Annotated in this window: 21 protein-coding genes; 9 read left to right on the forward strand and 12 right to left on the reverse strand. The window is 63.7% G+C overall.

All coding sequences use genetic code 11. From position 1 onward, the window contains the following. Window positions 1-133: 133 nt before the first annotated feature. Both CATRI_RS13040 and CATRI_RS13045 read left to right on the forward strand, forming a co-directional pair. Complete coding sequence (locus CATRI_RS13040) at window positions 134-1,117, forward strand: bile acid:sodium symporter family protein (protein ID WP_290218333.1); 984 nt, start codon at window positions 134-136, stop codon at window positions 1,115-1,117. 50 nt (window positions 1,118-1,167) lie between these two features. After that, window positions 1,168-1,488: a hypothetical protein gene (locus CATRI_RS13045; RefSeq protein WP_290218335.1), complete on the forward strand. Its 321-nt coding sequence runs from the start codon at window positions 1,168-1,170 to the stop codon at window positions 1,486-1,488. On the opposite strand, the gene CATRI_RS13050 is transcribed toward CATRI_RS13045, so the two are convergent. From CATRI_RS13050 to CATRI_RS13065, 4 genes are read right to left on the reverse strand one after another with little or no spacing between them, the layout of a single operon-like run. Further along, entirely contained in the window at window positions 1,485-1,829 is a 345-nt protein-coding gene (locus tag CATRI_RS13050; RefSeq protein WP_290218337.1) for an AzlD domain-containing protein, read from the reverse strand. The two genes, CATRI_RS13045 and CATRI_RS13050, sit on opposite strands and share 4 nt — an antisense overlap. Next, window positions 1,826-2,527 carry an AzlC family ABC transporter permease gene (locus tag CATRI_RS13055; protein ID WP_290218340.1) on the reverse strand — a complete coding sequence of 234 codons (702 nt, stop codon included), beginning with the start codon at window positions 2,525-2,527 and terminating at the stop codon, window positions 1,826-1,828. The genes CATRI_RS13050 and CATRI_RS13055 overlap by 4 nt, the downstream gene beginning before the upstream one ends. 2 nt (window positions 2,528-2,529) lie before the next feature. Further along, window positions 2,530-3,135 (reverse strand): YqgE/AlgH family protein, encoded by a 606-nt coding sequence (locus tag CATRI_RS13060; protein WP_290218343.1) that lies wholly within the window; start codon window positions 3,133-3,135, stop codon window positions 2,530-2,532. Window positions 3,136-3,142: 7 nt separating this feature from the next. Beyond that, window positions 3,143-4,615, reverse strand: coding sequence for a CCA tRNA nucleotidyltransferase (locus tag CATRI_RS13065; RefSeq protein ID WP_290218346.1), 1,473 nt, complete (start codon window positions 4,613-4,615; stop codon window positions 3,143-3,145). A 74-nt stretch (window positions 4,616-4,689) separates the two neighbouring features. Between CATRI_RS13065 and CATRI_RS13070 the strand changes: the two genes are divergently transcribed. The 7 genes from CATRI_RS13070 to CATRI_RS13100 all read left to right on the forward strand — a co-directional run bounded on the left by CATRI_RS13070 (window position 4,690) and on the right by CATRI_RS13100 (window position 14,530). Further along, on the forward strand, window positions 4,690-5,475 hold the full coding sequence (locus tag CATRI_RS13070; RefSeq protein WP_290218350.1) for an NUDIX hydrolase: 786 nt from the start codon (window positions 4,690-4,692) through the stop codon (window positions 5,473-5,475). Continuing rightward, complete coding sequence (locus CATRI_RS13075; RefSeq protein ID WP_290218353.1) at window positions 5,472-8,033, forward strand: hypothetical protein; 2,562 nt, start codon at window positions 5,472-5,474, stop codon at window positions 8,031-8,033. Before CATRI_RS13070 ends, CATRI_RS13075 begins: the two co-directional genes overlap by 4 nt. Before the next feature lie 6 nt (window positions 8,034-8,039). Beyond that, on the forward strand, window positions 8,040-11,282 hold the full coding sequence (locus tag CATRI_RS13080; protein ID WP_290218355.1) for a lipid II flippase MurJ: 3,243 nt from the start codon (window positions 8,040-8,042) through the stop codon (window positions 11,280-11,282). A 98-nt stretch (window positions 11,283-11,380) separates the two neighbouring features. Further along, entirely contained in the window at window positions 11,381-11,938 is a 558-nt protein-coding gene (locus tag CATRI_RS13085; RefSeq protein ID WP_290218357.1) for a sigma-70 family RNA polymerase sigma factor, read from the forward strand. An 84-nt stretch (window positions 11,939-12,022) separates the two neighbouring features. Next, a complete protein-coding gene (trxB, locus tag CATRI_RS13090) occupies window positions 12,023-12,970 on the forward strand; it encodes a thioredoxin-disulfide reductase (protein WP_290218360.1) in 948 nt (315 codons plus the stop codon). Window positions 12,971-12,981: 11 nt separating this feature from the next. Further along, on the forward strand, window positions 12,982-13,305 hold the full coding sequence (gene trxA, locus CATRI_RS13095) for a thioredoxin (RefSeq protein ID WP_290218363.1): 324 nt from the start codon (window positions 12,982-12,984) through the stop codon (window positions 13,303-13,305). A 43-nt stretch (window positions 13,306-13,348) separates the two neighbouring features. Beyond that, a complete protein-coding gene (locus CATRI_RS13100) occupies window positions 13,349-14,530 on the forward strand; it encodes an N-acetylmuramoyl-L-alanine amidase (protein WP_290218365.1) in 1,182 nt (393 codons plus the stop codon). Here CATRI_RS13100 and CATRI_RS13105 read toward each other — a convergent pair. The 8 genes from CATRI_RS13105 to rpmH form a co-directional block, all read right to left on the reverse strand. Beyond that, on the reverse strand, window positions 14,527-15,189 hold the full coding sequence (locus CATRI_RS13105) for a hypothetical protein (RefSeq protein WP_290218368.1): 663 nt from the start codon (window positions 15,187-15,189) through the stop codon (window positions 14,527-14,529). The genes CATRI_RS13100 and CATRI_RS13105 overlap by 4 nt on opposite strands. A gap of 16 nt (window positions 15,190-15,205) precedes the next feature. Then, window positions 15,206-16,291 (reverse strand): ParB/RepB/Spo0J family partition protein, encoded by a 1,086-nt coding sequence (locus CATRI_RS13110; protein WP_290218372.1) that lies wholly within the window; start codon window positions 16,289-16,291, stop codon window positions 15,206-15,208. Further along, a complete protein-coding gene (locus CATRI_RS13115) occupies window positions 16,291-17,208 on the reverse strand; it encodes a ParA family protein (RefSeq protein WP_290218375.1) in 918 nt (305 codons plus the stop codon). The genes CATRI_RS13110 and CATRI_RS13115 overlap by 1 nt, the downstream gene beginning before the upstream one ends. Window positions 17,209-17,290: 82 nt before the next feature. Next, window positions 17,291-17,947: a 16S rRNA (guanine(527)-N(7))-methyltransferase RsmG gene (gene rsmG / locus CATRI_RS13120; protein WP_290218378.1), complete on the reverse strand. Its 657-nt coding sequence runs from the start codon at window positions 17,945-17,947 to the stop codon at window positions 17,291-17,293. Between the two features lie 88 nt (window positions 17,948-18,035). Next, window positions 18,036-18,995 (reverse strand): membrane protein insertase YidC, encoded by a 960-nt coding sequence (gene yidC / locus CATRI_RS13125; protein WP_290218381.1) that lies wholly within the window; start codon window positions 18,993-18,995, stop codon window positions 18,036-18,038. A gap of 5 nt (window positions 18,996-19,000) precedes the next feature. After that, entirely contained in the window at window positions 19,001-19,282 is a 282-nt protein-coding gene (yidD, locus tag CATRI_RS13130) for a membrane protein insertion efficiency factor YidD (protein WP_290218382.1), read from the reverse strand. Beyond that, window positions 19,275-19,643: a ribonuclease P protein component gene (gene rnpA / locus CATRI_RS13135; RefSeq protein ID WP_290218386.1), complete on the reverse strand. Its 369-nt coding sequence runs from the start codon at window positions 19,641-19,643 to the stop codon at window positions 19,275-19,277. The genes yidD and rnpA overlap by 8 nt, the downstream gene beginning before the upstream one ends. Window positions 19,644-19,658: 15 nt before the next feature. Next, complete coding sequence (gene rpmH, locus CATRI_RS13140) at window positions 19,659-19,802, reverse strand: 50S ribosomal protein L34 (RefSeq protein ID WP_015402223.1); 144 nt, start codon at window positions 19,800-19,802, stop codon at window positions 19,659-19,661. Window positions 19,803-20,601 lie beyond the last annotated feature (799 nt).

Genomic DNA, 20,601 nt, shown 5'->3' on the forward strand with positions numbered 1-20,601 from the left:
TGTGCACGTACTTTCCCGGAGACCTACCGAGTTTTCCTTCAAATCGTCGGTTTCAACGCACGGAAACGCCGTGACGAGCGGGTGCAGACGCCTCAAGCCCTAGGTGAACCCCGCCGGGTCGTACACTCAAGGCATGATGTCCAGACTTCGGCGGGTCGATCCGCTCATCGTGCTCATCGTCCTAGCTGTAGTCGTCGCTCTCATCGCTCCGGCTCGCGGGGAGTTCGCGAGGTACTTCTCCGTTGCCACGAATCTGGCTATCGCGCTGCTGTTCTTTTTGTACGGCGCCCGTCTGTCCACGCGTGAGGCCCTCAAGGGTCTCATGCATTGGCGGCTGCACCTGTTGATCCTGGGGTTTACCTTCGTAGTGTTCCCGCTGCTGGGCTGGTCCTTGCAGCCGCTGACCAATGTCATCCCTGAGGGCCTTTACCTGGGCATCCTCTATCTCACCCTCGTGCCGTCGACGGTGCAGTCGTCGGTGGCTTTCACGTCAATCGCCAAGGGTAACGTCGCTGGCGCAATCGTCTCAGCCAGCGCCTCCAATCTGGCGGGCGTGTTTCTCACCCCGCTGCTGGTAATGGTGTTTATGTCCCAGGGCGACGGGATTCATATTGATGCCCAGGTATTCATCGACATCGCCATGCTCTTGCTGCTGCCGTTCATTCTGGGGCAACTCGCACGCCGGTGGGTCAAGGGCTTCGCGGCTAACAAGGCCACCAAATTGATCGACCGTGGTTCGATCACCATGGTCGTGTACTCCGCCTTCTCGGCCGGCGTGGTCAGCGGCGTATGGGGCGAGGTGACGGTGGGGGAGATCGCCTTCCTCATTGGGCTGTCGATCGCGATCGTGGCGTCTATGTTGTGGCTGACGCGATTTAGCGCTCAGCGCCTCGGCTTCAGTGACAAGGACATCAAGGCAGTTCAGTTCTGCGGCACGAAGAAGTCTTTGGCTACAGGGCTGCCCATGGCATCCGTTATCTTCGCCGGAGCAAACCTGGGGCTGTTGATCCTGCCCCTCATGATCTTCCATCAAGTCCAGCTCATGATGTGTTCCTGGCTGGCGGCACGCTACGCCCGAGAGGCCCGCGGCGGCGAGCCCACCAAGGTGCATTACTGATTGCTTATCGACGCCCACCGGGCTTGCACTTCGACCCAAAACAGCAGAAGATGTTTCACGTGAAACAGCACCTCTACGTCCGCATCGATATGAGCATCCCCGGCGCCGGGTCCGTCACCCACCTGGCGGAGCTGGAGGAGATCGACTCCGAGACCTGCACCATGCTCCGCATCATCGAGCTGGATCCGGCCGAGCGAATTCGCGGGGCCGCCACCCAAGACATGGCAGTGGGGATGGACAACCGCCCCCAAACGGTGGTTCCCCACCCCGACACCTACGCGGATTTCCCGGACATCGACGCCCGCAAGCTCACCGACGAGGAGTTTGAGGGACTGTGGGCGGAGGCCTCCGCCACCTTCCCCGAGCTCTAAAAGACCAGATTGACCAGCAGCATATAGGCCGCGGTTCCCCCGAGGATGGAGAGGCCGGAATCACGCCGCCACGCATGTAGCCCAAGGGTGAGGGCCAGAGCGATCAACGCCGCCCACACTCCGCCGGGTGCCCCGGACTGCCCGAAGAGCGTGTACACGACCAGGACCACCATGACGCCGACGGGCATCATGCGGCCGAGCAACCCGAAGAACTCATTGCCCTTGAGGACATTGACGAAGGCGAAGGGAAGCCAGCGCAGCGTCAGCGTCACTAAGGCAATCGGCAGCAGAACTGCCAGCGCACCGATGAGGGTCACTCCCTCGGGCAGTCCGTAGTTCATCGCTTCCGCCTCCATTCCAGCTTCTGATCAAGAGCGGGGGAGAGGTAGCGCGCCAGGAGGGTGAAAAAGTACAGCAGCAGCGCGATCATGAGCAGGTGCCTGGGGGAAACGAGGCCCACGAGGACACCCAGGACGAGTGCGATGATAGGCAACGACCAATCCGGGTTGTTGCGGAAGGTCTCCCAGGCCAGAACCGCGAACAAGGCAACTAGGGCGAACTCCATGCCCTGCAGTCCGGAAGGAATCACTCCACCCACGAGAGCACCGATGATGCCGGCACAAACCCAAGAGGCCTGGCAGAAGATCTGGATTGTCAGCACCCAAGCGCCGCTGACCTTGCCGGGCGGGCGAGCGGAGACGATCGCGTAGTTCTCATCCGTCAGGGCATAGGTGGAATAGGCGCGACCAGCTCGGCTGCCGATGGCATCCCGGGGGAACGTGAGGCCATAGAAAATATGGCGGAAGTTCACCATGAAGCCAGTGATGGCAGCTGAGACCGGACCCACGCCGGAGGTGATAAGGCTGATAGTGAGGAACTCTGTTGATCCAGCGTAGATGACCAACGAAAAGATCGGGGCCCACCACCAGGCAAATCCCACCTGGGTAATAAGAAGGCCGAAGGCTAGTCCCAAGGGAATGAGCCCGAGGGCAACGGGCCACGCTTCGCGTAAGCCCTTCTTTATTTCCTCAGTACCCATCCCTAGTTGTCCACCAGATCAGCGGGGAAGGTGGAGAACAGCGGCAGGGGCATCTGCTGGCGGCGCATAACATCACCCCACAAATCAGCGCGGCCGGGGGCCACTACGTCGGTGGGGAGGGCGGGGGCAACGAACCAGTCACCCCGTTCAATCTCCTCGTCCAATTGGCCCGGGGCCCACTCAGCGTATCCGGCGAATAGGCGCACGCCTTCGACGAGGTCGGCAATCTCCTCCGGGTCGGCACGCAGGTCGACGTGTGCCAGCCGGTTGGCCAGGCGGTTAAGTTGGGGGGCCTGCCCCGGATCGACGCCTGGTTTGGTCATGGCCAACCCGACGACAGATTGCTGGCTCAGCGGGCCGCCGATGTAAAGGGCTTGGGGCTTAGCCACGGCGGGTAGCCATTCGGGCATGACGTTGAACACGGCGACGTCGCTACGCGAGGCGAGATTCACTCCGAAGGTCAGGTGCTCGTTGTGCTCGATGATGAGCACGACCGTGCGGTTGAATTCCTCGGACAGCATGCCGGGGGCCGCGACGAGCAACATGCCGGGCTCGGGCGTGTTGCGCTCGAGGGCATTGAACAGCCGATCGGCGAAAAAGTCAGGCATTGACACGCTATTGTCCTTCCTCACGATGTGACTGTTCAGCTTCCCACCACTGGCGCAGTTCCGCAATCGCGTCCTCGCGCTCCAGGGGACCGCGTTCCAGGCGTAGTTCCTTCAAAAATGCCCACGCCTTGCCCACCTCCGGGCCCGGCGGCAGCTCGAGGACCTGCATGATCGCGTTACCGTCAAGATCGGGGCGCACGCGCGCTAGGTCTTCCTTCGCGGCAATATCGGCGATCCGCTCCTCCAGGTGGTCGTAGGTGCGCTGCAGGCGGGCCGCCTTCTTTTGGTTGCGGGTGGTGCAATCAGCGCGAACGAGCTTGTGCAGGCGAGGTAGGAGCTCGCCGGCGTCGGTGACGTAGCGGCGCACGGCGGAATCAGTCCACTGGCCCTCGCCGAAGCCGTGGAACCGCATGTGCAGGTAGACCAGCTGGCTGATGTCGGAGGTGACGTGCTTGGGGTACTTCAGGGTGCGCAGGCGTTTGCGCACCAGCTTGGACCCGACGACTTCGTGGTGGTGGAAGGAAACGCGGCCATCGTCAAAGGAGCGGGTGGCGGGCTTGCCGCAATCATGGAGCAAAGCCGCCCAGCGTAGCACCAGGTCGGGGCCGTCCTCTTCCTGATCAATGGCCTGGCGCAGGACCTGCATGGAATGGGCGTAGACGTCCTTGTGTTGGCGGTGTTCGTCCTGCATGGCCCGCATGGCGGGGATCTCCGGGAAAACAAAGGCTGCGATACCGGTACTCACCAGCAGGTTCATTCCGGCCCAAGGGGCATCACCGAGCATCAGCTTGTCCAACTCCACTTGAATGCGCTCGACGGTGATGCGTTCGATCTGACCAGCCATTTCGGTCATGGCGGAGCGGACCCGGTCAGTTACGCCGAACCCGAGTTGAGATACGAAGCGGGCGGCGCGGAGCATGCGCAGGGGATCATCGTTGAAGGAGATCTCGGGGGCGTCGGGGGTGTCCAGGCGGCGGCTGAGCACATCGTCGAGTCCACCGAGAGGATCGTGGAAGCGTCCCTCCAGCGAACCGTCGATAAGCGACAGCTCGACGGCCATCGCATTGCAGCGGAAGTCGCGGCGGATGAGATCGCCCTCGAGGGTGTCGCCGTACATGACGGCGGGGTTGCGGGACTGCCCATCATAGGTATCGGAGCGGAAGGTGGTGATCTCGATCTGCTGGCCGGCCTTGACGGCGGAAACGGTGCCGAAGTCAATGCCGGTATCCCACACTGTCTCGGCCCACTCGTTGAGGATCTCAAGGATGAGATCGGGCCGGGCGGGAGTGGTGAAGTCCAGGTCATGGCCCAGGCGGTCGAGGACCGCGTCGCGCACGGAGCCACCCACGAGATAGAGAGGAACACCACGGGCCGCGAAGGCCGCCACCAAATCAGAGAGCACTGGGGCGAGCCCGACAATGGTCTTCTCGGCCCGCGATAACAGGGCCAGGGGGGTCAGCGGAGCGTCCTCAAAAGTCACAGCCACCAATCTACCGGTGACACACGGGCGTCCGGGAATTTCGAAAGGTGCTCCCAGCGGATACGATGGCGGGGATGACTGACATTGAGCGGGGATCGGATTCCCACGATCCGAAACGCCGGCGCCGCCGCCGACGGTCGCGTCGCCGTGCCCAGGGCGCCCCGGAGGAGACTCAGAAGGCGCACAAAGCTCAAAAGCCCGAGTCAGCGGGCGAGGACGACAAGAATCGCGGGCGACGGAAGTCCGGCAACCGCGACGGATCCGGCAACCGCCGTCGCTCTTCGGCCCAGCGGACGAATCAGCGCTCCAATCAGCGGAACACGCAGCATAAACGCCGCACGTCAGCGAATAGTCGGATGGTCACCCGCGATGAGACGTCCGCTGGTGGGCTCGTCGTCTCCGGTCTGGCGGAGGCCGTCAACGACGCCGGAGAGGTGGATCTCAGCCGGGTTTATGTCGCGTTGATCGGCCGGCTTGATCGTCGCGGGCGTCTGTTGTGGTCGATGCCAAAGGGGCACGTCGAGCCGGGGGAGGACCGCCGCGCGACGGCCGAGCGCGAGGTGTGGGAGGAGACCGGAGTTCACGGCGAAACTTTCGCTGATCTCGGCGTGATCGATTATTGGTTTGTGTCGGAGGGCGTGCGCATCCACAAGACGGTGCACCATCACCTCCTGCGCTTTGTCGACGGTGGCCTCAACGACGAGGACCCGGAGGTCACGGAGGTATCCTGGATCCCCGTTTCGGAGCTCATTGAACACCTGGCTTATGCCGATGAGCGTAAGCTCGCCCGCACCGCGCACGACCTTCTGCCCGAGTTGGCGCGGGAGGAGAAGGCGGCCGGAAGGGCGACCCCACGGTGAGCCGCCCACAGCGCCTCCTGGTTGCCGGGGTATTGCTGTGCTTATCTACGCCCGCCTGGGTCACCCCCGCACACGCCCTCCCGACTCCAGTCAGCCCCAGCGACCCTTCGGTCGCGGAACAATGGGTCAACCCGGCCGCCCGCAGCGAACCAGATGACGGCATCAACCTCGACCTGCGCGAGGCTCCCGATCTCGGGGCCTCCCAACTCCAACCCGGCCAACCGCTGACGGTCACGCTGACGGTATCGAACTCAGCTGACTCCACGGCTCGCGACCTCACACTGCGCCCGCAGCGGGGCTACCCCACGCCGACGGCGGGGCAGGCCCGGCAGGCTCTGAGCCTGGAGGATTCGGCCTACCCGTTGAGGGGGGCGTCGATAAGCATCTCCGATGTGGAACCGGGGGAGCGGCGCGATGTCACCATCACGGTGAGCGCCGATGACCTTTCCCTCGAACCCGGCGCGGTGTACCCGGTGATGTTTTCGCTGAGTGGCACGCTGGACGACGGAGGCGAACAGTCGCTGAGCAGCGAGCGGATGCTCGTGTCGGTGGCGGCCGAGGCGACTGAGGGCGAGACGACCCCGCCGCAGGCGCCGGGGCTCAACCTCGTGTATCCGCTCACCGCGGAGATTGATATCGTCCCCGGAGAGCTGGGAACCGCACCAGAGCAACCGGCACTGATCCTGAGCAGCGAACAGCTCGCGGGACAACTCGCGGAGGGTGGGCGGCTGGACCGGCTGCTGTCGACGTATCGCTACGCCATCACCGATGGTCCGCAGGCGAGAAATCTGCGGGAGGGTTCCTGCTTGGCCATTGATCCCGCGCTGGTGGACACGGTCGCGCGAATGGCAACTGATGGCTACGTCGTAGCAGGAACCCGCCCGTCCCCGGTACAAAAATCCCAACGGCTCCGCGATTCCTGGGGCAGCAGCAACGAGGCGGACCAGGGGGAGAAGGGCACCGGTGCGGAGCACGCGCAGCAGTGGCTGGATAGGCTCCGCGAGGTCGCTTCCCGGAGCTGTACCGTTGCCCTGCCCTGGAACAATGCCGACCTCAACGCCGTAGCCGCCACCCGCGATGAGTGGCTCTTCCGCGAGTCCGTGGAACGCGGACCCACCGTGCTCCAGGAGGAGCTGGGCGCGACCCCAGTGAACAATCTAGTTATCCCCAACAGCGGGTACGTCACCGAGCAAGCCGCTCCGGCGCTCGGGTGGGCCGACCATTCGACCTCAACGGTGTCCACCGGCGGCATGCAGCAGAAGTGGGAGAAGGAAGTCGCCGCCCTCGCGCCGCAGGAACCCACTACTGATGATGACACCGCCCTGGAATCCACCGACCTCACCCCGGCAATTCCGGCCGTCCCGCCCGCACCCGCGCAGTCGGTGAGCGTCCTCGTCGCCGACAATACAACCTGGGGCGTGCCCTCGACCGACTCCTCGGCGCTGCTCGCACCGGGCATTACAGCGTGGAAGTTCCCCGGCGCACTGGGAGCCATGCTCGCCTCCACCGGTCCCGCGCCGGCAACGACCGGCTACTCCAACCCGGAAGCCCGTTTCGACTATCTGGAGGATTCCACCGCCGCCCGCGCCATTTCGGCGGGCACGGCCCTGCGCCTGACGGTCGCGGAAAAGTCCCTGCCAGGTAACTGGGCACAAAAGCCCGACCCAATCTTCGCGGTCCCACCCGCCAACCTCGATCCCGACACCGCAGCAACGCTGCTGGACACCACTGCGGCGCTGTTCGCTGACTCCCGGGCGCTACCGCTCGCCCTGGGAACCGCCGTGACCACTCCGACGGGACTCGAAAGCCAGCCCATCGCCCCGCCGACCCCGGGCGTCGTGCGCTTCGGTAGCCCCTACGTGGACCCCTCCGTCATCAGCGACGCCGAGGTCCTCCGCGCGGGCCAGCAGGCCCGCTACATCGACGATCTCACCCGCATCACCCTCAACGATCCCGCGATCGCCCTCACCCGCTACGGGTTCACGTTGCCCCTGCGTCTCGACGTCGTCTCCTCGCTTACTGCGACCGATCGCAACAGCATCAGCACCTATGACACCGCCGTGCTGCGCACCGACGAACGCCTCGACGCCAACCGCCAAGCCCTCCAGGACCTGCGCGGATCGGTGGCTCTGATTCCGCCGGGCAATGTGTACACGCGTGTTTCGGAAAGCTCACCGTTGCTCATCGTCGCCGAAAACGGGCTGCCGTTGCCTGTCGACGCCGAGTTGGCATACTCCGGACCCACCGGTGCCCACGTCAACGTGCCCGAGCGGGTCCATATCCCCGCGCACGGCTCCATCACGGTGCAGATGACCGCGGATCTGCCCTCCGGCCCCTCCGGGCGAGATCAAACACAGCTGCAACTGTGGCTGGCCACCCGCGACGGCTCGCCAATCTCCACTCCGGTGGAAATTACCGTGCAAACCCGGGCCGGTATTGTCGGAACCTACGGAATCGCGTTGCTCCTCGTCATCGGGCTCACCCTGACGCTGGTGTTCCGGGTCGGGCGCCGACGCTCCTACCAGCGTCGTCAGAGTGAACACATCAAGAATGGTTAGGTCAAAGTGACTACCAATGAAACCAACCCCACTCCGCCCGTCGGACAGCGCTCGCGCTTTTCCACGCCGACGCCTCCGGCACCTGTGCCCGACCGACGAAGCGGCACCACTCAGCCAAGAGCAACGGGGCGTGACCACGATCGCTCGACGCTGACCTCCGCGCCGGGCATCATGCTGGGAGTTCCCGACGAGGCGCTCCCGGAGAAGGTAGCCACAGACTCGGAAGTCGTGCGGGCCGGTGGGTCGATGGCGGTGGCCACCCTCATCTCCCGCATCACCGGCTTCCTGCGCAACCTGCTCATCGGTGCGGCGCTGGGCCCGGCGGTAGCCTCGGCCTTCAACTCGGCGAACACTCTGCCCAACCTCATCACCGAGATCGTCCTCGGCGCGGTGCTCACCTCGCTCGTGGTGCCCGTGCTCGTCCGGGCTGAGAAGGAAGACCCCGATAGGGGAGCGGCCTTCTTCCGGCGCCTGTTCACCCTCTCGGCTTCGCTGCTCATCGTGGTGACGGTGCTGGCGGTGGTGGCCGCGCCGATTCTCACGCGGATCATGCTCGATGACGAGGGCAAGGTTAACGTCATCCAGGCGACATCCTTCGCCTACTTGTTGCTGCCACAGATCTTCTTCTACGGCATTTTTGCGCTGTTCATGGCGGTACTCAACACCAAATCCATCTTCAAACCGGGTGCCTGGGCACCGGTGGCAAACAATGTCGTCTCCATCGCCGTCCTCGTCCTCTACATGTCAGTCCCGGGGTTCCTTAACCCCCACGCCCCCTCCGGCATCCTCGACCCGCACGTCATGCTGTTGGGCGCGGGGACCACCCTGGGCGTGATCATCCAGGCGCTCATCATGCTGCCCTACCTGAAAAAGGCGGGCGTGGACCTGCGCCCCCTGTGGGGCATCGACCACCGGCTGCGGCAATTCGGCGGCATGGCCATGGCGATCATCGTGTACGTCGGGATCTCCCAGGTCGGCTACATCGTCACCATGCGCATCGCCTCTGAGGCGCATGCTTCTGCGCCGAACATCTACCAACAGGCGTGGCTGTTGCTCCAGGTCCCCTACGGCATCATCGGCGTCACCCTGCTCACCGCGATCATGCCGCGGCTGTCCCGCAATGCCGCAGATGGCGACGACAAGGCAGTCGTGGGTGACCTCAACCTGGCCTCCAAGCTGACGTTCATCGCGCTCATTCCCATCGTCGTGTTCCTCACGGCGTTTGGCCCCCAGATCGGCATGGGCCTGTTTGCCTACCGCAACTTCGATGGCGCCTCAGCCACCCTCATCGGCCTGACCTTGAGCTTCTCCGCGTTCACGCTCATCCCTTACGCCCTCGTGCTGCTCCACTTGCGTGTGTTTTACGCCCGCGAAGAGGCGTGGACGCCCACCTTCATCATCGCTGGCATCACGGTGACCAAGATCGTCTTGTCGCTACTGGCACCAACGGTGGCCACCGCCCCCGAGCGCGTCGTCGTGCTCCTCGGTGCCGCCAACGGCTTCGGTTTCATCACCGGTGCGGTCATTGGCGCGCTCCTGCTTCGCCGCAAACTCGGTCACTTGGGCACCCGCTCGCTGATGCGCACGACGATCTGGGCGGCGGCGGCCTCGCTCGTCGGCGTCGCCGTGGCGCTGCTAGCTGATTACTTGCTCCTGTTCTTCGCCGAGCCGCTCTTCCGTCCCCTGGGTTCCGTGGGCTTCCTGCTGCGGATGTCTATTGTCGGCCTCATCTTCCTCGTGGTCACGGGCTTCGCGCTGTCGTTCTCCCGCTTGCCCGAGGTCCAGAACTTGGGCCGCGTCCTGGGTCGGATCCCCGGGCTGTCCCGCATCATCCGCCCCGACACCTCCCGCGAGATCCAGGTGGAGGAGCCCAGCGTCGGCGAAATGTCCAGCCAGCTCATGGCGATGGACCCCTTCAACGCCTCCCCGGTACCGCCGCCCATGTCCGCCGGCGTGGTCCGCGGCCCGCGCCTAGTTCCCGGCGCGCCGGTCTCCGACGGCCGCTTCCGTCTCCTCGCCGATCACGGTTCCGTCCCCGGAGCGCGGTTCTGGCAGGCCAAGGAGCTGGCCACCGGCCGCGAAGTGGCACTGAGTTTTGTGGACACCACCGGTAGCGCCCCACTGGCCCCGACCTCTTCGGCCGCGGCCGCCGGCATCGCCTCCGAGGTCTCGCGCCGCACCCGCAAGGTCGCGGGGCCGGACGTCGAGGCGCTGGCCTATCGCTCCGGCTGCCTCATCGTCGCCGATTGGGTTCCCGGCTCATCCCTCAAGGCCGTCGCCGAGTCCGACGATCGCCTCGATCCACAGGCCATCGCCCTGGCGCTCGCCCCGCTTGTCGACGCCGCCGCTAACGCCCACCAGTCCAACTCACCGTTGGGCTTGGACAACCGTGCCCGCATCCGCATCTCCACCGACGGCACGGCGGTCCTGGCGTTCCCGGCGGTGCTGCCGGGTGCCTCCATCGACCGCGATCGACAGTCCATCGCCTCCGCGTTGGCGCTGCTCGCTTCCTCTAGCCACGGCCTCGAGCACCTCGTCGATGCGGCCCGCGCCGAAAACGCGGATATGCGCGATCTCGCCCGCCAGCTCCGCGCCTTCGCCGGGGTGGAAGACGCGGACGAGGGCGGCGAACGGGCCGAGGAGGTCCTGGTCGTCCCCGAAGACTCCACCCCGAAGCCCTCGGCCAAGCCGGGCTTCGGCTCCAAGGCCTACTCGGGGCGAATGACCACCCTCATCGCCCTGCTTGCCATCGGCGCGGTGGTGCTGGTCGCTGCGCTGACGACTTACGTGGCGTCGATCTTCGGTAAGGGCAATGTGGAGGCGCCCGTCACCAGCGACTCCTTGCAGCGCTCCAGCGAAGCCGCCCCGACGGAGCTGCCCATCATCCTCGCTCCCGTGGGCGCAAGCGCTCCCGAGGTCACCGATGATGATGCTGCTACCCGCTGGGTTCCCAGTACCTTCCCCTCCGGCGTAACCATCGACGCGGGGGAGCAGTTTCAGTTGCAAACCGTCCTCGTGCAGGCCACGAGCTCAGGTGCCTCCTTCGAAATCTATTCGGTCAGCGATGCCGGCAGCGTCAACCCCGGCGATGCGTCACGCCTAGCGCAGGGCACCTTGCACGCAGGAACCACGACCATCGCATTGCCGCAGTCAGTCGAGGTCTCGGCGGTGCTGCTGTGGATCACTCAGCCAGCCACTGACGGTGCCCCCACGGAGATCGCCGAGGTAGATCTGGTGGGCACCCGCTAGCAGGTGTTCCCACTGGAGTGGGCGCTTTGAGCTCCTCCGGTGGCGGGGTTGGCTCCCCTGGGGTGGACTGGGTTGGTCACCACAATTTCCGGGGGGAAATGATGAACCAGCCAGACGGAGCTCTCATAGCGGCCTACATCGGGGGAGACATGCGGGCCTTTAGCAGGATCGTGGAAAAGCACCGCGCGCGGCTGTTGTGGGTCGCCCGCAAGTACGGCCACAACGAGGAAGATGCCAATGACATTCTCCAAGAGGCCTTCCTGCGCGCCAGCCGCAAGTTACACACCTACCGCCACGAGGCGAGTCTGAGCACCTGGCTGCACCGCCTGGTCATGAACACCGGCTGGGACTTCCGTAACCATCGCAACCAAGTCGAGCTGGCCGTGTTGGACGGGGAGGCCATCCCGCACGAGATCAATCTCAAGCTCGCCGTCGATCCCATCCACCACAAAGAAACCCTCTTGCACCTGCAGGAGGGTTTAGCCAAGCTGCATCCCAACCAGCGCGAGGCACTGTGGCTTATCGACGTCGCCGGGTATTCGATCGCCCACGTCGCCCGGCAGGAGGGGGTCCAGCCTGGCACCATCAAGTCCCGCCGCGCTCGCGCGCGGCAGGCGCTGCGGGAGAACTTGGGGGAGAATTTGGAGCCGGAATGAACCACGGTGGCTGGGCGTTGTACCGGAGGCGGAGGATAGACTTAGGCCGCAGACGTACCCAACGAACTCAGGAGATCCCACACTATGACCGTTGTTGACACCATCCACGATGTGGCGATCATCGGCTCGGGGCCGGCGGGGTACACCGCAGCCTTGTATGCCGCCCGCGCGGAGCTCAAGCCCATCGTCTTCGAGGGCTACGAGTACGGCGGGTCGTTGATGAACACCACCGAGGTGGAGAACTACCCGGGCTTTGAAAAGGGCATCATGGGCCCGGACCTCATGGTGGAGATGCGTTCCCAGGCCGAGCGTTTCGGCGCCGACCTGCGCATGGAGCTGGTGGATTCGGTGGAGCTTAGCGGCGACATCAAGAAGATCCACGTTGGAGATGAGGTCTTCCAGGCCCGCACCGTCATCCTCGCGACGGGTGCCGCCCCGCGGTTGCTCGGCGTTCCCGGCGAGTCGGAGCTCATGGGTCGGGGAGTGTCCAGCTGTGCCACCTGTGATGGGTTCTTCTTCAAGGGCGCCGAGATCGCCGTCGTCGGCGGTGGTGACTCCGCGATGGAGGAGGCGACCTTCCTTACCAAATTCGCTGACAAGGTGACCATCATCCACCGCCGCGAGGGCTTCCGCGCCTCGCCGATCATGCTTGATCGCGCGAAGCAGAACGACAAGATTGAGTTCGCGCTGAACAAGGTGGTGGACCGCGTCATTGAGGGCACCGGCGAAAAGGCTGGCAAGGTTGCGGGCCTGGTCCTCCGGGACACGGTCACCGGGGAGGTCTCGGAGCTGCCCGTGTCCGCGATGTTCGTCGCCATCGGCCACGACCCGCGCTCCGGCTTCCTTGACGGCCAGGTGGACCTCAACGGCGGCGGCTACGTCCAGGTCGACGAGCCTTCCACCCGCACCAACCTCCCCGGCGTCTTCGCAGCCGGCGACTTGGTCGATGATCATTACCAGCAGGCGATTACCGCCGCGGGCTCCGGTTGCCGCGCGGCATTGGACGCCCAGCATTACCTCGAAAACCTTTAAGGACACTGATCGTGAGCAACGTCATTAACGTCACCCAGGCCACGTTCAAGGACGTGGTCATCGACTCCGACAAGACGGTCATCGTCGACTTTTGGGCCGACTGGTGTGGCCCCTGCAAGAAGCTCAGCCCCATCATCGAGGAAATCGCCGATGAGATGGGGGATAAGGTCACCGTCGCCAAGGTCGATGTTTCCGCCGAGCGCACCCTCGGGGCCATGTTCCAGGTCATGTCGATCCCCGCTGTCATGTTCTTCAAAAACGGCGAGAAGGTTGACGAGTTTGTTGGCTTGCAGCCCAAGTCGGCGATCGTGGCAAAGCTGGAATCTCATCTCTGACTGGTAGTCTGAGACTTCGAAAGTCTGGACTGGAAGGAGTGTCGTGACGAAGATACTACGTGTCGGGGATCGCAGCCCCCGCGTTGCGGAAGCTCGTTCGACGCTCGCTCGTCTCGGCCTGCTCCCCGGGTTTGAGGATGCCCTCACCGATTGGAAATCGCAGAAGTTCGACGAGGAAGACAAGCTTTTTGATGAGGAGCTCTCCGTCATCCTCAAGGCCTTCCAGCAGTCCCGTGGCATTATTCCCTCCGGCGCGATCGATGAGACGACGCTGCGCGAACTTCGCCAGGCCTCGTACCGGCTCGGTGCCCGCGTGCTCTCCTTCCAGCCCGGTAACGAGCTGGTGGGCGATGACGTATCCCAGCTGCAAAACCAGCTCCAAGAGTTAGGTTTCTACGCCCACCGCATCGACGGACACTTCGGCCGGGCCACCTATGAGGCACTGGTGAACTTCCAGCTCAACTCGGGCTTGCAAGACGATGGGGTGTGCGGTCCGGATACGATTCGCGCCCTGAAGTTGTTGGGTCGCCGCATCACCGGCGGTTCCCCGCAGGCGATTCGGGAGCGGGAGAGCGTCCGCAGCGCCGGCCCGAAACTGGCAGGCAAGCGCGTAGTCATTGACCCCGCGTTCGGCGGGTCTCACCAGGGTCGCAGCGTCATGGGTCTGTACGGCGAGATCACCGAGGAGGAAATCCTGTGGGACCTGGCCTCTCGCCTGGAGGGCCGGATGGTCGCCGCAGGCATGGAGACGATCATCTCCCGCCCGCGGATGGATAATCCCTCTTCTAAGACTCGGGCCGAGATCGCCAACGCCTTCGGCGCCGACCTCATGATTTGCCTGCAGTGCGATTCCTACCCCAATGAGAAGGCCTCCGGCGTGGCTACCTTCTACTTCGGTTCGGATCACGGCGATAGTTCCCTCACGGGTGAGACCCTGTCGGGTTACGTGCAGCGAGAAATCGTTGCCCGCACGGAGCTGCAGAATTGCGGCAGCCATGCCCGCACGTGGGAGCTGCTGCGTTTAACGCAGATGCCAACGGTGGAGCTAGTGGCGGGTTACCTGACGAACCCGGACGATGTCGCCAAGCTGACGAACCCGGCTGTGCGCGATTCCATCGCGGAGGCGATAGTCGTGGCCGTGAAACGGCTCTACCTGCTCGATCAGGATGATCAGCCGACCGGAACGTTCAAGTTTGCCGAGCTGCTTAAGGCGGAGAACCTCTAGCAGGAGCGCGCCCGGGCGAGGAGCAATTCCACGTCCGCGGCCGAAAGCAGATCCTGCTGGGGCGGCAGGTCGAGCCGCAGGCGGGGGAGTACGGGGTGATCCGCGATCACCTTAAATCCGGCTGCCTCCAGCACCGAGACGGAAATAAGCCCAATCTCCGGGGCGGAGCGCACGAGATCCCCAACGACCCCGCGCAGCAGATAATCCACATCCGGGCGGGCGAAGAAGTCACTGCGCCACCCAAAAGCCTCGATGGCGGGGACGTCCCTGCCGACCAGTTCCATGATGACGGCGTCGAGAAGCACGGCCTCCAGGCCGACACCGGCGAAGCCGGGGTCGATGAACAGTGACGTGAGCAGCTCGGCGTCCGCGGAGACCGGGGCGGTAGGCAGCTGGGCGGCCCCGGGGGCGTCGATACGCGAGCAGAACAGCACCGTGGCCACCGCATGGTTGAAGGTGCTGCGCGCGATGGAGAAGCCGCAGGAGCCGTAGTCGAACAGCGTCCTGGCCAGCCAGGCTTCCTTCTCAAAGGCCGGATCACTCGTCGCCAGGACCGTCGCGGCGGCCTCCGCGTCGAGCTCCCAGAAGATGGAACGCGCGGCCTGCGGGTGAATCTGGTCCAGCGTGTCCTGGCTCAAGGGGATCAGCGTCGCGTACACGCCTTGCTCTCCTGCGCTATCCCTGACCCTCGATGAGCGCGAGGATGCGTTCGAAGTCTTCCTGGTCGCCGAACTCGACGACCATCTTGCCCTTGCGGCGACCCATCGTGACCGTAACCTTGGTATCCCACTCGTCGGCGAGGCGGTCCGCCGCACGGATGAAGGCCTCCGGCTGAGCGACCGGGGTGGCCTGCTTTTTCTCCGCCGGGGCCCCGTTGCGGTTGAGCAGAGTCACGGCCTCTTCCGTGGCGCGCACGCTCAACCCCTCGGCGACGACCCGGTCGGCTAGATGGTCCTGCGCGGCAGACGTGTCATCACCCAACTTCACGCCGGCGATCGCCCGGGCATGGCCCGAGGACAACACTCCGGCCGCCACCCGACGTTGCACCGCCACCGGCAGGGTGAGCAGGCGCAGGGTGTTTGTGATTACGGGACGAGAACGGCCCAGGCGGTCCGCCAGCTCCGTCTGGGTGACGCCAAATTCCTCGAGCAACTGCTGGTAGGCCGAGGCTTCTTCCAACGGATTGAGCTGCACGCGGTGGATGTTCTCCAGGAGGGCATCGCGCAGCATGTCGCCGTCGTCGGTCTCCCGGACGATCGCCGGGATGGTGCGCAGACCCGCCTTCGAGGATGCCCGCCAGCGGCGCTCACCCATGATGATCTCGTAGCCCGAGTCATCGGCGGCGCGGCGCACGACGATCGGCTGCATGAGCCCGAACTCGCGAATCGAATGGACGAGCTCGGCCAGCGCCTCCTCATCGAAGACCTGGCGGGGCTGCTGCGGGTTGGGCACGATCTCCCCGAGGGGGATCTCGCGGTAGGTGGCACCGAAACCGTCGGCTGGCGTTACCGCCTGCTTATCGACGCCCCGGGGTTCAAGCTTTGACGGTTTCGCCGGTGGAGCCGTCGTTGAGCTGGCCTGGCGGGCACCCTTGGTGCCCCCCAAAATGACGTCGGCCGCACCGTCGCCGAGGCGGGGCGAGCCGGAGGTAGGGCCCGAAGGGATGAGCGCGGCAAGACCTCGACCCAGGCCACCCTTGCGGGGTTCCTGCACGATCTTAGGGGCGCCCTTGGGCAGCTTCTTAGCCTTATCGTCGGTCATTATTGCTCCTCCACGGTGTCCAAAGCGTTGAGCTCGGCGGCGGTTTCCGGGCTCACTCCGATGGCGCCAGTCGAAGCTACCGTCTGGTAGTCGCCCCGAGCTCCGAATTCCCACGCGGCGTCGAGGTACGCCATCGCTCCCTTCGAGGAACGGTCGAACTGAATGATTGTCTGGCCGAAACCGGGCGCCTCGGAGACCTTCACCGAGCGGGGAATGAGGTTGATCAACACCACATCGCCGAAGTGCTGGCGCACCTCGGTGGCCACCTGCTCGGAGAGCTTGGTGCGGCCGTCGTACATCGTTAACAGGATGGCCGAGATGTGCAGGTTAGTGTTCAGGTGCTCACGAATCATCGTGATGTTGTTGAGCAGCTGGCCCACACCTTCCAGGGCGTAATACTCGCACTGAATGGGGATGAGGACCTCGTCGACGGCCGTCATCGCGTTGATGGTGAGCAGCCCGAGCGAGGGCGGGCAGTCGATGAACACGTAATCGAAGCCCTGTTCCTGGATGAACCCGCGGCGCAGCGCGTCATGGAGCCGGTACTCGCGGCGCACCATGCTGACCATTTCAATTTCGGCGCCCGCTAGATCGATGGTGGCGGGGATGCAATAGAGGTTTTCGTGGGCAGTTGACTGCTGCATCGCCTCGAGGCCAGTGGCCTCACCGATGAGCATCTCATAGCTGGATGTGGTGCCGGAGGTATGCACGGCCCCCAACGCGGTCGAGGCGTTGCCCTGCGGGTCGAGGTCGATGACCAGCACCTTGTTACCGTGCTCCGCCAGGCTGGCAGCCAGGTTGACTGACGAGGTCGTCTTGCCCACCCCGCCCTTTTGGTTCGCGACGGTGATCAGGCGTGGGCGTTCCGGCTTGGGCAGCGTGGCCCGGGGGGAACGTACCCGTGTGTGGTCATCCATGGATGTGCGTGGACCTCTTCCTGCACTTGTCGACGTAGCTCTTACTACCTTAGTGGTTGCTCACCCGGTAGTGAGCACTTCCTCAACGCACCCGGGGGATACGGATGAGGGTCGTCGGCTCTGCCAGCAGTTTCCCACCCACGCTGATAATCTCCGCCTTGCCCCCTCCAGCACGCTTGATCTCTCGTGCGTCACGGGTCAGTTCTTCGGTCACCGAGGAGCCTTTCATGGCGATCATGGAGCCGCCCACGCCCACTAGTGGCAACGACCAGCCGGCCAGCTTGCCCAGGGGGGCGACGGCACGGGAGGTGACCACATCCACGGCCCCCAGCTGCGCGCGCACCGACTTCTCCTCGGCCCGGCCACGGATGACCGTGACGTTGGGCAGCGCGAGCATTTCCACCACCTCAGCGAGGTACACCGAGCGCTTGAGCAGCGGCTCGATGAGGATGATCTCTAGGTCGGGTCGTGCCAATGCAAGCGGAATACCCGGCAGGCCGGCCCCGGATCCGACGTCGGCGACCCTTATCCCATGCTCTAGGACCTCACCCACCACGGCGCAGTTGAGGATATGGCGTTCCCACAGGCGCGGCACCTCCCTGGGGCCAATAAATCCTCGCAGCGAGCCATCAGTGGCCAGGGAGTGGTGGTAGGCCTCCGCGAGGGGCAGGCGGTCGCCGAACACATCGGCCGCGGCGGCCGGGATGGGTTCCACAACGGGATCCGGGGTCTGACTCATGACCCTGAGACTACCTGGTGGTCATGAGCGTGAATCAACACAGCCACCGCGCTCGGGCGGTGGCTGTGGGGGCGAAGCGGGGAAGAAGCTATTTCTTCTTCTTTTTGTTCGTCTTGCGGGCTCCGGGGGCCGGCGCAGTGGTGCGCTTAAGGGCCTTGCGGGCCTCTTCCTCGGCGGCCTCTTCCGCGTCCATCTTGTTGAAGATGAAGCGCTGCTGGAAGAAGGTCCACACGTTGTTGGAGACCATGTAGAACAGCAGGCCGATGTGCCAGAGGAAGCCGGTGAACAGGATGGTCAGCGGCATGAACCACAGCATCATCTTGTTCATCATGGCCATTTGGGATTGCATCATTTCGGCGCGGTCACCGGAGGGGGCGGCCTGCTTGCCGGAGGCGATGCGGGCGGCCTGGCGGTCAATGGACATGCGGGCGTTGAAGTGCGTGGCCACGGCGATGATGAGCACCAGCGGCACGGCGACGAACATGATGTCGGTGCGGGTGAACTCGACGTTGGGGAACGCGGCGTACATCTCCTGCGGCATCGAAATAAACGCCGAGAGCGGTACGCCGAAGAGCGTGGCATCGAGGAAGGATTGCACGTCATCGACGCCGAAGATGTAGTTCGGGGTGTGGTAGTTCTGCTCGATCGACATCCCGAGCTGGCCAACGCCCTGGCCGGTGCGGTTGAAGGAGCGCAGCACGTGGAATAGGCCGATGAACACGGGGATCTGCACCAGCATGGGCAGACAGCCGGCGATGGGGTTGACGCCCATCTCCTTCTGGAGCTTGCGCGTCTCCTCCATCATCTTCGTCTGGTCATTTTTGTACTTGGCGCGAATCTCCTGCATCTTCGGCTGCATCTCCTGCATCTTGCGGCCGGAGCGGAGCTGGTTCATCGTCGGCTTGAACAGCAAAGCCTTGATGGTGAAGGTGAGGAAGATAATGGCGAGCACCCAGGAGATGCCGGAATCCGGGTTGAGGACAAAGCTAAATACCTTGTGCCAGAACCACAGGATGGCCGAAATAGGCCAGTAGATGAAGTTGAGCACCTGTGTCAGAACTCCTTGATATCAGTTGGTGTCGAGTTTCGCGTGGTTACGGGGTCATACCCGCCCGGATGCCATGGGCCACACTTGCTTAGCCGGGATAGCGTCATGACAACGCCGGTGGCGGCCCCGTGGCGTGAAACAGCCTCTAAAGCGTAGGCGCTGCACGTTGGTTCGAATCGGCAGGACGACCCCATCTTAAGGGGCGAAAGATAGTTTTGGTAGAAACGCACTGCTGCAGTGAGCCCGCGGGCGATCAATCCCCGCGGTACTGGCAGGTCCTCATCCATGTCCCACTCCCAGTTTCTTCAGCGCTTTGTTCAGGTCGCTGTCAAGCTCGCTTGACGACGCCGTCCCTGCCGCCGGCAGGGCACGAATCACCAGGTCAGTGGGCTTTGGGAGAGACCCAAAGCGTGAAACACAGATATGCCGAAGCCGCCGAGAAGTACGGTGACGGATCACCGCGTTCCCGACGGCCTTGGACACAATAAGCCCGACGCGGGGACCGCCCTGGAGGGCAATGTCCGCGTCGGGCATGCTGGAGCGATCCACCAGGTGGACCACAACGGTGCGGGTTCCTGCACGGCGTCCACGCTTGATCGTCCGGCTAAAGTCAGACGGCGACGTGAATTTTTGCTGTTGAGGAAGCACCGGAGTGTGCTCCTCTTAAGCGGTGAGCTTGGCGCGGCCCTTACGACGACGAGCCGAGACGATTGCACGACCGGCGCGGGTACGCATACGGGTACGGAAGCCGTGCACGCGTGCGCGACGACGGTTATTTGGTTGGAACGTCCGCTTGCCCTTTGCCACGGTTGTTCTCCTCTACTACGTAACGCGGAGGCCGACCGGGATCGGACCTCCGTACAAATGTGAAATGACGGTTTGGAGATGCCCAGGGTGGAAAACTCCACCTGGGGCGCGCAGTGTCCACACAGACGCGCGGCGGGGTAGTGCGTGCCGCGGCCCGAATTCAGTGCCGACTCTGCTCTCACACACACCTTCCGAATCCTTGTCCGGCGGTGTGACAGACCATGCCAGACTACGCGAATCCGCGGACCTCGAACAAATCGACACGCCCACTCATTCACCTGAGGTCTTCGGGGGCACCTGAAATAACACCGATGTCTTTCATCGCTGGTTACCGGGGTCTTTGCTCATTTTCCCTGGCAACCTTCTGACAATTTAGTCGCCCATGACCGGGCACTCACAGAAGTTCATGCCAAATCACTAGACAGCACTTCCGGAGAGCTAGTAACAATAGAGCAATCAGAAAGAATCACACCGTGTGAGTGAGCGGATCTGTGGATAACTGTAAATTAAAGGTTGAGAGTTTCCCACCTTCGACCCTTAATCCCAGGTCACAGCAGTATCACCACCCAAATAGGTTATCCACAACCTTTCGACTAAGCTGTGGATAACATGTTCGGGGGTCCGTTATCCACACCTGTGAATAATTTTGTGGATAGCGAGGTGGCAGGCACTTTTTCAGTGATACTGGCCTGTGAATGACACAGTGTACAACCTCCGTCAGCAACAGAATTTACGGCTGGGCAGCTCACTTCGGTGGTCTCGTGCGCCCAAATTGAGATGATCCAGGAACGAGGTACCG

Origin of the sequence: Corynebacterium atrinae (genome assembly GCF_030408455.1) — a bacterium.
GTDB classification, from domain to species: Bacteria; Actinomycetota; Actinomycetes; order Mycobacteriales; family Mycobacteriaceae; genus Corynebacterium; species Corynebacterium atrinae.